General features: G+C 68.3%; 20 protein-coding genes. 15 read left to right on the top strand and 5 right to left on the bottom strand.

The features are described from left to right. Positions 1-313: 313 nt before the first annotated feature. The 11 genes from M1L36_RS06975 to M1L36_RS06925 all read left to right on the top strand — a co-directional run bounded on the left by M1L36_RS06975 (position 314) and on the right by M1L36_RS06925 (position 5,542). Complete coding sequence (locus tag M1L36_RS06975; protein WP_250873003.1) at positions 314-766, top strand: hypothetical protein; 453 nt, start codon at positions 314-316, stop codon at positions 764-766. A 207-nt stretch (positions 767-973) separates the two neighbouring features. Next, the gene (locus M1L36_RS06970; RefSeq protein ID WP_250873002.1) at positions 974-1,954 is read left to right on the top strand and encodes a hypothetical protein; all 981 of its coding nucleotides are present in this window, start codon (positions 974-976) and stop codon (positions 1,952-1,954) included. A 1-nt stretch (position 1,955) separates the two neighbouring features. Next, positions 1,956-2,195, top strand: a complete 240-nt coding sequence (locus M1L36_RS06965) for a hypothetical protein (protein WP_250873001.1) — start codon at positions 1,956-1,958, stop codon at positions 2,193-2,195. 1 nt (position 2,196) lies between these two features. Next, positions 2,197-2,619, top strand: a complete 423-nt coding sequence (locus M1L36_RS06960; protein ID WP_250873000.1) for a hypothetical protein — start codon at positions 2,197-2,199, stop codon at positions 2,617-2,619. Next, a complete protein-coding gene (locus M1L36_RS06955; protein WP_250872999.1) occupies positions 2,616-3,059 on the top strand; it encodes a hypothetical protein in 444 nt (147 codons plus the stop codon). The genes M1L36_RS06960 and M1L36_RS06955 overlap by 4 nt, the downstream gene beginning before the upstream one ends. Before the next feature lie 3 nt (positions 3,060-3,062). Beyond that, positions 3,063-3,365, top strand: a complete 303-nt coding sequence (locus tag M1L36_RS06950) for a hypothetical protein (protein WP_250872998.1) — start codon at positions 3,063-3,065, stop codon at positions 3,363-3,365. Continuing rightward, positions 3,362-3,748: a hypothetical protein gene (locus M1L36_RS06945; protein WP_250872997.1), complete on the top strand. Its 387-nt coding sequence runs from the start codon at positions 3,362-3,364 to the stop codon at positions 3,746-3,748. The genes M1L36_RS06950 and M1L36_RS06945 overlap by 4 nt, the downstream gene beginning before the upstream one ends. Before the next feature lie 63 nt (positions 3,749-3,811). After that, on the top strand, positions 3,812-4,030 hold the full coding sequence (locus M1L36_RS06940) for a hypothetical protein (RefSeq protein ID WP_250872996.1): 219 nt from the start codon (positions 3,812-3,814) through the stop codon (positions 4,028-4,030). 117 nt (positions 4,031-4,147) lie between these two features. Then, positions 4,148-4,405, top strand: coding sequence for a hypothetical protein (locus tag M1L36_RS06935; protein WP_250872995.1), 258 nt, complete (start codon positions 4,148-4,150; stop codon positions 4,403-4,405). Positions 4,406-4,464: 59 nt separating this feature from the next. Beyond that, positions 4,465-5,034 (top strand): hypothetical protein, encoded by a 570-nt coding sequence (locus tag M1L36_RS06930; protein ID WP_250872994.1) that lies wholly within the window; start codon positions 4,465-4,467, stop codon positions 5,032-5,034. A 40-nt stretch (positions 5,035-5,074) separates the two neighbouring features. Beyond that, entirely contained in the window at positions 5,075-5,542 is a 468-nt protein-coding gene (locus tag M1L36_RS06925) for a hypothetical protein (RefSeq protein ID WP_250872993.1), read from the top strand. A gap of 38 nt (positions 5,543-5,580) precedes the next feature. Here M1L36_RS06925 and M1L36_RS06920 read toward each other — a convergent pair whose 3' ends face one another. Further along, complete coding sequence (locus tag M1L36_RS06920; protein ID WP_250872992.1) at positions 5,581-5,787, bottom strand: hypothetical protein; 207 nt, start codon at positions 5,785-5,787, stop codon at positions 5,581-5,583. A gap of 189 nt (positions 5,788-5,976) precedes the next feature. Here M1L36_RS06920 and M1L36_RS06915 point away from each other — a divergent pair, with 189 nt between their 5' ends. The 3 genes from M1L36_RS06915 to M1L36_RS06905 are packed head-to-tail and all read left to right on the top strand — an operon-like array spanning position 5,977 to position 8,229. Then, positions 5,977-6,507 (top strand): hypothetical protein, encoded by a 531-nt coding sequence (locus M1L36_RS06915; protein ID WP_250872991.1) that lies wholly within the window; start codon positions 5,977-5,979, stop codon positions 6,505-6,507. Then, positions 6,500-7,045 carry a hypothetical protein gene (locus M1L36_RS06910; RefSeq protein ID WP_250872990.1) on the top strand — a complete coding sequence of 182 codons (546 nt, stop codon included), beginning with the start codon at positions 6,500-6,502 and terminating at the stop codon, positions 7,043-7,045. The genes M1L36_RS06915 and M1L36_RS06910 overlap by 8 nt, the downstream gene beginning before the upstream one ends. Beyond that, positions 7,042-8,229, top strand: a complete 1,188-nt coding sequence (locus M1L36_RS06905) for a tyrosine-type recombinase/integrase (RefSeq protein WP_250872989.1) — start codon at positions 7,042-7,044, stop codon at positions 8,227-8,229. The genes M1L36_RS06910 and M1L36_RS06905 overlap by 4 nt, the downstream gene beginning before the upstream one ends. A gap of 396 nt (positions 8,230-8,625) precedes the next feature. Here M1L36_RS06905 and M1L36_RS06900 read toward each other — a convergent pair whose 3' ends face one another. The 4 genes from M1L36_RS06900 to M1L36_RS06885 all read right to left on the bottom strand — a co-directional run bounded on the left by M1L36_RS06900 (position 8,626) and on the right by M1L36_RS06885 (position 10,960). Beyond that, positions 8,626-9,693 (bottom strand): MBL fold metallo-hydrolase, encoded by a 1,068-nt coding sequence (locus M1L36_RS06900; RefSeq protein WP_250872988.1) that lies wholly within the window; start codon positions 9,691-9,693, stop codon positions 8,626-8,628. Between the two features lie 88 nt (positions 9,694-9,781). Continuing rightward, positions 9,782-10,090 carry a WNWW family protein gene (locus M1L36_RS06895; RefSeq protein WP_250872987.1) on the bottom strand — a complete coding sequence of 103 codons (309 nt, stop codon included), beginning with the start codon at positions 10,088-10,090 and terminating at the stop codon, positions 9,782-9,784. A 101-nt stretch (positions 10,091-10,191) separates the two neighbouring features. After that, on the bottom strand, positions 10,192-10,509 hold the full coding sequence (locus M1L36_RS06890) for a hypothetical protein (RefSeq protein WP_250872986.1): 318 nt from the start codon (positions 10,507-10,509) through the stop codon (positions 10,192-10,194). A gap of 148 nt (positions 10,510-10,657) precedes the next feature. Next, on the bottom strand, positions 10,658-10,960 hold the full coding sequence (locus M1L36_RS06885; RefSeq protein WP_250872985.1) for a hypothetical protein: 303 nt from the start codon (positions 10,958-10,960) through the stop codon (positions 10,658-10,660). 87 nt (positions 10,961-11,047) lie between these two features. Between M1L36_RS06885 and M1L36_RS06880 the strand changes: the two genes are divergently transcribed. Further along, complete coding sequence (locus M1L36_RS06880) at positions 11,048-11,455, top strand: 30S ribosomal protein S6e (protein ID WP_250872984.1); 408 nt, start codon at positions 11,048-11,050, stop codon at positions 11,453-11,455. The last annotated feature ends 4 nt before the right edge of the window (positions 11,456-11,459 follow it).

Raw genomic sequence — 11,459 nt, 5'->3', positions numbered from 1 at the left:
CCGTGGATGCCTCGCCCATGCACACCGACGCATTCGGTGTTGTTCGTAGATGCGGGCAGGTTCGACTGTCGTTGCCACCGAGCGAGCGTGTGTCCTGCTCGGTGGGCGGTCGGGGTGGTTTTCACCCCCGGCCGCGGTTTTGTCACCCCGACGTGATGGTGCCGACTACCACCACCACCGCCCTCGTCGTCGGGTCCGCTCATCCGCCAGCGACCGACGGTCCGAACCGGTGACTGAAACCCCGTGAGCGGAAGGTACAACGCCCCTCGGCGAATATCAGCGAATAACAATGACCGATGTGCCACTCGACGGCGTGAGCCTCGACCCGTCGAAGCCGACGGAGGACTACTCGCCCGACGAGCGCCGGAAGGACCTACTCGACCGTGTGAAAGAGGCAGGCACCCCGGCCGCCCTTCCTGCACAGGCACGTTTGGCGGAACAATATGGTGTCTCTCAGCCGACAATCTCCCGCGACCTATCGGCGATTAGTACGTGGGTGGCCGAGAACATCGGCGACCGCCACGCGCTGACGACGTATGCGGCCTTCGAGCGGTCGCTACAGGGCGCGCTCGACGCCGAGGAGTGGGAGGCCGCGAGCAGGATAGCGAAGCGCCGGGCCGACTGGATAGAGGGCCGCAACGGCCACGACGCGCCCGTGGACGACGTGCCGGACCACCGTGACCCGAACGCAACGCTCGACTACGAGATAGTCACCGACGACGGCGACGCCGACGCCGAGGCTGACGTGGCCGAGGCCGAGCAGTAGGACCCACCCACCGGCCTCGCCCGACCGCGTACTGTACCCGACGTGGTTCCGGCCACACTGAACGCGGTTCCGCGCGGTTCGACGCGCACCTCATCCCCGCCGACCGCGCGGTTGTGCGCGGTCCGACGCGTTTCGACCCGGTGAGCGACCTGCTCGTCAGTGTGACCGAAAACGGACCTTCATATATGAAGGCACTAATGTCACCATATGACGCGCGAGTTCTGCGTCAATCAGGCCCCGACGGGTCACATCGGTGGCGACCCCGGCGTCGCCGACGTGGCGACCGACGGCGGACTGGTGGGCAACGACGACGGTACGGATAGCGACGGCGACGGAACCAACGACGACGGCCTACCCGACGACGCCGTGCGGCTGACGAAAGAGCAGGTGACGGAGAGCATCCAGTCGGCGCTGGCGACGTACCGCGAGGGCGGTGTCCCGGCCCTGCTCGACACCGCCAGCGAGGCCGAGGGCGACGAGCGCGTGGTGTGGGAGACGGTCGCCGAGAGCGCCGTGAACGCCGAGACGCGAAAGTGGGCCGAGGCGGCCGACGAGAACGACCGCGACGACGTGACCGGCGAGGACGTGCAACTCGCCAGCTACGCGGCCGCTCGTCGCTACGCGGCGGCGGTCGAACCGGGCTACGTCATCGGTCCGACGACGTTCGACCTGCCCGACGACACTGCGGACGGTGACGACGGCGACGAGGCCCGCGCCGACGGCGGCAGGACGCCGCTGGCGGACCTGTTCTCGTCGTTCCCCGCCACGTCCGCGGGTGAGCGCGAACGCGAGCAGGCGGCCACCGAGCGCGTGGAGAGCGCCGCTACCGCCTACGAGAACGGCGAACCGAGCGCGAACGAAGCCGAGCAGAAGAACCCCGTCGGTGGTCGCACCCTTCCCGGTGCGAACTTCAGCGCGTCGGTGGCCTCACCGAGCGCGAAGATGAACGGCGGGCCGTCCCGGTTGGGCGGACCCGTGACGAGCGTGCGGGAGTACGAGCGCCGCGAGAACGCCTCGCTGACGGCGAACCGTGACCGCGGCGGTGACGGCCCGGAGGACGCCGACGGCTTCCCCTCGCTGTCGGCCGACGCGTACCGGAACGCCTACGACGACCGCGGGTGGCGACGTGGCCGCGACAGCCTCGCCGACGACCGCGAGGAGAACCGCGAGCGCCGAGGTGGTCGGTGACATGACCGACGAGAACGACGGCCACAGCGACCGCGACAGGGCCGCTACGAGCGAGCGCGAGACGGAGACGATGGAGCGGACCACGGCGGTCGGGGACCCCGACGGCCGCGCTCGACGCGAGGCCCGGACCCGAACCACGACCGACGCCGACGGCACCACGACCACCGAGGACCGCACGCGAACGCGCGTTCGGACGCGCAATCGCGCTGACGGTGACGACGACCGTGGGGGTGACGACTGATATGGTGACGACGAAGCGCGACGTGGAGGCCGCGGCCCCACCTGACGGCACTGCGTGGGTCGTGACGCTCCGTGAGACGTGGGTGCGGATGGACCGCGAGGAGGCCGAGGCGCGGGACTGGTATCACAGCGCCACGACGGGCAACGGCGTGCTGGCGAAGCAACCCGCCGGAACCGTGCTGTCGCTCGCCGAAGGCACCCGGCGCTGGCGGCACTCCGCCGACCGGCTCGCGGCCGTGGGCGAGGCCCCGCTGTTCGAGCGGCTGGATTCGCCGGGGACCGCCGAGCGACAGGCGTTCCGCGTGGAGGCCGAGCAGGCCGTGAGCGCCGCGAAGAACGAACTGTCCGCGCTCCACGAGGCCGGAGAGCTACCGGACCCCGAGGACGTGGACGGTCCGCTCGACGTGACCGGAGGGGCGACATGACCCGAGACGACACACAGCGACGGTACGACGCCGACGACACCCCACCGGCAGAGACGCACCACGTCGTCGCGCTCCGCCCGTTGACGCTCTACACGACGGAGCGAGACGCCGAGGAGTACGGCGTGGGCTACACCGAGCTTCCCGCCGACAGCAACCCGGCGAAACGAGCCGCCGAGCAGGGCGAGACGGCCGTGCGCGTCACCGTGCGACCGGGCGAGGTAGTCCTGCCGAGCGCCGGGTGGGGCTGTTGGGGCCTAATTCGTCCGAACGTGGCCGCGCTCGACGCTGACGGTGAGCGCGTGGACGACCCGGCCGGGCCGAGCGAGCAGTCGGTGAGCGACGACCGCGCCGCCCACCTGCTCGACGTGGCCCGCCAGCGGCTTCGTCACGACGCCGACGACCACGAACCGACCCCGCCGTCACCGGGACCGGAGGCGTGACCGATGGCGGACGCGTTTCGGTGTGACGACTGTGGCGACCTCCACGGCGGCGACCCGTTCGTGCTGTCGGTTCGCCCGCCGGGCGGCCGTGCCGACCACGCCGCCGACACCCCGGCGGTCCGATACGAACACGCGGAGATATGCGGCGACTGTCTCGCCGACGGCGTGGGCGACCTGTTCCACCGCCGCGACGGCGAGGCCGAACGCCCGGACCCGCTCGGCGGCCCGTCCGGCCCGGAGGACCTGTTCGCTGGCGACGACGAACTGAACCCCGAGGACCTGTTCGGGGGCGGGCCGGGACCGTGAGCATCGGGACTATGACCGACCGGACGAGCGTGGCGACGGGCGACTCGGAGCAGGCCCGACTCGACGGTGTGACGACGGCGGCGCTGACGCTCGGCAGTGACGACACCGGCCCGTGGTGGACGGTCGGCCTCGGCGACCGCGTGCTGGCGGAGGTGGTCCGCTACGACACCCACAGCGACGGGTTCGGGCCGGGGGTGGCCGTTCACGCCGTGTTGGACGCCGAGGGCCGTGACGTGCTTCGTGCGGCCTCCTACACGGTGACGCCCATGACCGGCGGCGACGTGCAACGGACCGACCGGCGGTTCTGCCGGGTGACGCCGGACCGCGCGGCCCGTCCGGTCGTGGCAGTTCTCGACGCTTGCCTCGATTGCCGGTATTGTTAGACACGTGCCGCGAGTCTAACACACCGACGGAATATCTTTGGTGTGTTGTCACATACTTGGAGCATGGACCCGCTTACAGCGTACAGTGGCCTGTTCCTCCGTGTTGGCCTCTACCTGCTGGTATTCTGGCCAACTGTCGGCTACTACGTCTACCACGACTCAAAACAGCGAGGGGCGTCCTCACCACGGCTCAAAGGCGTTCTGTACGGCTTCTTCGGCGTCGCTGGGGTGTTCGTCTACCTCGCCCAGAAGCAACGAGCGAAAGAGAGTCCGAGCCGATAGACTCACGCTCTGTGTCTAACAGTTGAATCAGCTATGATAGTCTGAAAGAAAGGGGTGGTACCCCCGCTCGTCTCTGCCGGGCGATAGGGATACGCCCACGGCCCGCCTACGTCGAGTATGACTGACGACGGTGACGGCGGCGGTGAGCGCGTCGTCGCGTTCGACCCGGAGGGGGTGACGTGGATACGGAAGCTCCGGCGTCGCCCCGCGCCGCCGGACGGCGAGGAGGCGGACTACCGTGGCGACCCGCCGGAGGGTGAGGACCTGCCCGACGGGTGGACGCCCTACGGCCACGACGAACACGGACGGGACCTCGCCCCGGACGCCAAGTGTGACGAGGACCCGGACGGCGACCCCGACGACCGCGCGGAGTAGCGCGGAACCGCGGCGAGTGAGACGATACAACTGTAAGCACACGGGAACGTGTCGAACACATGGCCGAGGACAGTCTCGTCGCGTTGTTCGTCCCGCTGGTGGTCCTCGTCGTCACGCGGCTGTGCGACACTGTGCGCGAGATGGACCTGATAGCGGTCCACGGGCAACAGTCGTGGCGAATCCCGTTCATACCAGGGAGCGCGAGATACGGTGAGATACCCGCCCTCGGACGCTTCACCTACATCCACGCGGCCAACTATCTCATCTTCACGGCCGTCGCGGTCTGGTTACTTTTCACACCGGTACCGGGGTCGCTCGCGTGGCCGACGACCCTATTTATCGCTGTCATATGGGCGCTCTACCCACTACTCGAAGTCAACGAGTACGACCGAATCACCGCACACCCGTTCAAGCAAATACCCGATTCGTACCGCCACCACTCCGTCTCGGTGTTTGCGAATATCGGTCTGATATGGTGGGCCAGCACACCGATGATGCAGTCGCTCGGCGTGCTGGAGACGGTGCTGTTCGGCGGAGTAGTGACGCTCTCTATCCTGTGGGGGATAATCAACTTCCTGAACGACCTCGGTGACGAGATATTGGCGGTCAAGGAGGCCGGAGACATGTGAACGGCGGGGAACTTATCTTCGGGCCGTCGAAAGTCGCCGTATGTCGATAGTGGCGTCGGTTTTCGGGGCGCTGGCCGGGGCTATCGCAGGCGGCGCTATCTCGTATGTCGTCTCGCTGAGGGTGGCGAAAGAGCAGGTAGAGGCGCAGTACGGCAGTCAGACGAGACGAGCGCGCTACGACTGGTATACGCAAGCGAACGCGCTCGCGGAAGTGACGGAGGCCGACTGGTACGACGTGATGAATCGGCGGGAGGTAGACCACGATGTTCGCCCTGTAGAGCGATTTACGAACCGTCGTGACGAGTTGCGCGACCATGCGGCGAAAGGCGGTCCGCTCGACGTTGACGAGCAAGTGGTGGACGGATTAGAGCAGTTAGCGGCCGACCTGAACCACGCGCTCACACAACTGGATTCGGGGGTGAAACTGGCGGCGATAGAGCGCGAATTACACCCAACCATTGAGCAAGTGCAAGAGACGGCGAACCAACAGGCGGCCGAACTGGAGTAGAGCGGGGGAGCTACGTCTCGACAACCCCTTTCGGTTGCCTACGTGAGCCACCACGGGAGCTGAGCGAGCGTGGCGATAATGATGATGGCGGCGAGTGCCTGAGCGGGAACGACGCCCGTTGAGGCGGTCTGCATCCCGACCATGAACAGGCCCAGTATCTTCAGCATGGCCGCGACGGCAAACACGCCGCCGATGATGGCCGATGCCTTCCCGATGCCTGCGACCGCTTCGCCAAATCCACTCATAATACGTATGCCATTTGTCCTGTCGGAGTTTGAGTGTTTCGGCCTTTCTTATATTTCTTGCAGGCTCTCCGACCGAGCGCTCACAATGTCTGAGGCCAACTGGCCAAGTCGCTACGGGTGGCGATGACGTTATCTCCTATACAGGCGTAAGAGCGTCAGAGACGGCCGACTGTCGGCCGCTCGTAAGATATGACGACGAAACACCTCAACGCCTACCCGACAACCGAGGCCGCGGCCCGGTGGTCGGAGACGGCGGACGCGCTCGACATGGGTACGAGCGAGTTCATCTGTGCAATGGTCGAAGCCGGACTCAAGAAGTTCGACGCCACGACCGACCCCGACGACCGCGACCTGACTGCCGACGTACTCCGCGAGCAACGCGACGACGCCCGCGACGAGGCCGACCGGCTCCGTGCGAGGGTCCGGGCGCTGGAGGACCGGCTGGCCGACACCGACGCCGCCGCGACCTACCAGTACGTGCTGGCCCAACCCGGCGCGAGCTTCGCCGACGTGCTGGGATACGTCCGTGATACGAGCGTCGAGCGCGTTCCCGCGCACATCGACGCGGCCGTGGCCGACGGCGTGATTCGGGCGACGGCCGACGGTGGCGAGACGTACTACCACCCGGTGCGGGACCACGACCACGACGGCGACGAGAACAACTACTCGGACGGGTTCGGCGTCGGCCTCCCGTACTACACCGAGGGCGGCCGTGAGTAAGCGCGACGGCCGGACGTTCACCCCGACGTTCGACGTGACGCCACAGTCCCGTATGGGCGCGTACAAGTCGTTCGACGCGCTCCCGGCTCGACACCGCCCCGACGCGCTCCGGCCGCTCGTGGAGGCTCACGAACGCCGTGACGGGCGCTCGACGCTCGACGCCTACCGGGAGACGGAGAGCTACACGACCGCCTCGGCCCGGCGGCGCGAGCAGTACGACCGGGCGCTCGGTTCATGGGTGGCGTTCTGCGACGCCCGCGACGTGCATCCGACACTCGCCACGCCCGCCGACGTGGAGGCGTGGCTGGCCGCGTTGCTCGACGGGAGCGCGCCGGGCTTCGAGCGGACCGGCCGCGCGAAGTCCGTCGGCACGGTCTACCTGAACTACTACACCGTGCTGGAGCAGTGCTACGACTGGCTCGTCACGCACACCGACCACCCGACCATCTACAACGCGTTCCTGTTCGCCGCCGCGGCGTACCCCGAGGGTGCGACCGGCCGCGTCTGGAGCGAGAAAATCGCCCGAGGACAGCTATGACCCCTATCGACACCGACGACACCAACCCAACCGACGACACCGCAACGCCCGGAGACGCACTCGCCCAAATCGGGGACGCGTTCGGCCGGTCGGCCGACCCGTGGGTGGAGTACGAACCGACGTTCGCCTCGCTCGACGCCGCCGGGACTGACGTGTTCGACCTGTGGCTCGACGCGAACACGAAGCGCAAGACGCCCGACGCGGAAGGCGCGCTCCGGCCCGACACCGTGGCCGAACACGAGCGCGTCGTCGGGCAGTGGAAGGCGCTCATGGCCGCCCACGGCCGTCACCCGGCCTGCCCGAATCGGACGCACGTCGAGGCGTTCATCGCGCGGGAACGCGCGGTCGGGAACAAGCCCCGGACCATCAAGGGGAAGATAGCGATTCTCCGGGCGGCGTTCCGGTGGTTCTCCTCGCGCGGCGAGCTACCCCACAGCGCCGAGTTCGACCCGTTCGACCCGAAGGGGCTGACGTTCGACAAACAGGTTGACGCCGAGTACCCACACGTCTCGCTGGCGGACCTCCGGGCGGCCGTCCGTCGAGTGACGCACATCCGCGACCGCGCCATCATCGTCCTACAGGTCAAGACGGGGATGCGCGCCGGGGAGGTGCGGAACGCGGAGCTACGCGACGTGAACATCGACGACCCGGCCGTCCGTGAGGCGTACCCCGACCTCGGCACGCACCCGGAGGTGACGGCCTACCCGAACGCTATCTACGTCCCGTCGAAGCACCGCCGCGTCGGGAACAAGTCCCGTGAGGACCGAGTGATACCGCTCGACCACGAGACGCGGGCGGCGCTCGTCGCCTACCTGCTGATTCGGCCGACGCCCGCCGACACGCCGTGGCTGTTCCTCGGCAAGACGACCGGCACCTACCTGCACGAGCGGTCGTCGCTCTCGCCGGTATGGGAGACGGCGTTCCCGGCCGACGAGTGGGGCGAGAACGGAACGCGAGTCGGTGACGGCCGCCCGATTACGGGGAAGTCGCACTACGGACGGCACTTCTTCTGTACGTGGTTCTCGAAGGGCGAGAACCCTATCGACCGTGACGACCTCCGCTATCTCCGCGGTGACGCTCGCGGCGCGAACCACCACGGGGAGGCCGTCGATACGTACATCCACCGCTACTATCAGGACATAGAGCAGGACTACCGCGACCACGTGTTCAGCCTCGGCTTGTAGGGTGTGGTGCCGAACGGGCGACGCGTCGGGGTGGCCCCGACGGCCGCTCGTAAGATATGATGGAACACGCGGTGAGCGTGTCCGGCCGTGGCTTCGGCGGCGGAGTACGTAACGCCACCGGCCACGGTGACGAACTGTCCGGCGCTGAATACTGTTGCCGCCGGGTCAAAATAATACGCGGTAATACTGAACGGGCGAGAGCGGGCGTCTAACTCGTGTCAACGGGCGAATCGGGTGCGAACGTTTTAGTCACCGTGGGCTGTAGCTCTCGCTAACCGACGTAGGAAACGACGGGGTGCGTGAACACCCCGAACGTGGAAAGAACGCGCTGAACAGGCGGGCGACGCCGTGTTCACTTGGTTCCTCGCGGTGCGAGGACAAGTGAATTACGGTCGCTCAGACCGCTCGGCGCGAGCGCGGTCGTTTCCGCTGTCGGTTCGACCATGAGCGATAACGACTCTCGACCCGAGACGACCCGAAACGACGACCGGACCGCGAGCGCCGACAATGTGTACGGCCAACCGAGAGCATCCCGCTGGTGGTGACGACGACGGTGTTCTTCTTCGCGACGCGCTCGCGCTGGCCGTTGGAGGTGACGAACCGGGCGTGGCTGACCGCCCGCGAGAACGCGTCGGGGTCGCGCAGGAACGCGGGGTGGGACCGCAGCATCCGCGAGACGTCTTTGCCCATCCCGTCGACGTAGCAGTCGAGGTCGTAGCGCTCACACAGCATCAGCACCTCCTGGGTGCGACCGATGGCGAACGCGGGGACGACGACGGTGCCGCCCTGCGCGACGGTGTCTCGAAGCTGTCGGGCGAACCGCTGCTCGACGTGCTCGCGTGGCTCGTGGGTGACGTCGGCGTAGGTCGACTCGCAGACGACCACGTCGGCGTCCGGGCGGTCGGTGCTGCCGGGGACGAGGCGCTGGTCGTCGGTGTGGAAGTCGCCGGTGTAGAGCAGGCGCGTGTCGCCGTCGTCACCGAGACTCGCCGAGCCTCGGTCGCCAGCGGGAGTTCGTCCCGCGCTGTCGACGAGGACGTGCGCACTGCCGGGGATGTGGCCGGCGTTGTAGAGGGTGACCTCGTAGCCCGCGGCCTCGAAGGGTTCGCCGTAGTCGTGGACGTGCGACACCTGCGTCAGTCGCTGGACGTCGGTCTCGGTGAACGGACAGCGCGGGGTGTGGCCGTGGAGTTTCAGCGTGTCGCGGGCGAGCGTCAGCGCGAACTCGCGGGTCGGGGCCGTCCAGTGTATCTCGGGACGGTCGGTCCCGGACAGCAGGGCGGGGAGCGCGCCGGCGTGGTCGAGGTGGCCGTGACTCACGACGACGGCGTCCGGCGAGACCCGGCCGACGGGGTACGACGGCGGGGTCGTGCTCGCCATCCCGTAGTCGAGCAACAGCGAGTCGTCGACCAGGACGGCGCTACGACCCACCTCGCCCGCCCCGCCGAGGAACTGGAGGTTCACTGTGGGAGGCTACCGCAGCGAGCGGTTTCGCTCCGTCGGTTCGCCGGCGACGCGCTACGTGCGACGCGTCGGGTGGTCGCTCGTGTGCTCACTCTCGCCCGACCGCCCGGACCTGGAACTCGGCGTAGTCGCCGAAGGCGAGTTCGAGCGACCCCAGCCACCAGTTCCACTTCGAGGGGAGGCGCTCGTCGGGTGCGTCGGCGAGTTCGTGGACGACCACCGCGGGCGTCAACTCGTGGCCGGTGTCGGCCTCGTAGCGCCCCGAGTCTGCCAGGTCGCGGGCCTGTCGGGCGACGACCCGGCGTTCGGTGGGGGTGGCCTCGAAGCGCTCGGCGAGGGCGGTGGCGAACGCGTCCGCGTCGTCCGGCGGGTCGGCCGGTGGCGGTGGCGCGGGCATACACACGGAGAGGGGCGCGACGGGCTTAGTCGTCGGTGTCTGCGGGTGCCGTTGCCGCCGAAGAGGGACGCGGGGGAGCTGGCCGTCGCGCGCCTCGACGGTCAGTCGTCGAGTTCGTCGGGGAGCATCGTCGTCTCCGAGAGCGCCAGGTCGTGCATCGCCGCGAGCGTCTCGCGCATCTCGTCGAGGCGGTCGCTCACGCGGTCGGTGTCGACCTCCCCGCGCTTGCACGAGAGGACGACGTCGGTCGCCTGACGGTGGAGGCGGTCGACGAGGTGGGGGTACGGGGCGTCGGTGACCCGTTCGAGGGCCTCGTGGGCATGGTCGCCGACGCGTCCCCACTCCTCGCGTGCGGCGTGCTGGTGGGCCTGGTCGACCGCGTAGGCGGCACCGTCGTACGTCGGCTTGTCGCTGTTCATCGACCGACCGGAGTGGCCGCTCCCCGACGACGGTTGAGTCTACGCACGTAGTGTCGACTGCTGGCGGGGCAATACACAACGACTCGTGGTGGTGCCGTGGCTCAACGGGACGGTGGGACCGCGGCCCGACGCACGCGGCCGCGCGCTCTCAGGCCGACCGGGCGTCGGCGTGGACACGGACGTGGCACAGTTCGACGGCGGCGCGGAACGCTTCGAGCGTCGGGAGGACACTGTCGCGGGTCGCGTCCTCGGCCGCGAGGACGTCGACGGCGTCGACGCCGAGCGTGTGGACCGTCTCGACCTGCGTGTGGTACGGCGACGCTCGGACGGCGGCGAACGCGGCGCGGACGCGGTCGTCGGCGCGGTCGAAGTCGCCCGAGCGAGCGGCGGTCACGGCTTCGTCGGCGGCGTACGAGGCGTCGTCGTACGCGACGATGTGCGGGCTGTTCACACGATACGTACGTCGTGCGTGTTCATCTCCCTTTCTCGGGGCGGTCGTTTCAGTACCCTTTTGACTACGCGCCGGTTTCGACACCGTATGGCAGAGTTTCAGGTCGTCGTCGCCGACCCGGAAGACGGCACGACGCACCAGTTCGACGTCGACGGACAGGACGCGAACCGATTCATGGGCCTCGACCTCGGCGACGAGGTCGACGGCTCGGTCGTCGGCCTCGACGGCTACAGCCTCGAACTCACCGGTGGCTCGGACAACGCCGGCCGCGCGATGCGCCCGGACGTCGCCGGTGCCGGCGTGAAGAAGGTGCTGCTCGAGGGTGGCGTCGGCTACGAACCAGAGCGTGACGGCGAGCGCCGCCGCATCACGGTTCGCGGTCGCGAGATCAGCGAGGAGACCCGCCAGATCAACGCCAAGATCACCGAGCGCGGTAGCGAGTCGGTCGCGGAGCTGCTCGGTCTCGACGGCGACGACGAAGACGCCGACGAGTAAGGCG

The organism is Halomarina rubra, from assembly GCF_023699475.1.
Classification (GTDB): Archaea; Halobacteriota; Halobacteria; order Halobacteriales; family Haloarculaceae; genus Halomarina; species Halomarina rubra.
This window is presented reverse-complemented; position numbering and strand designations above follow the sequence as displayed.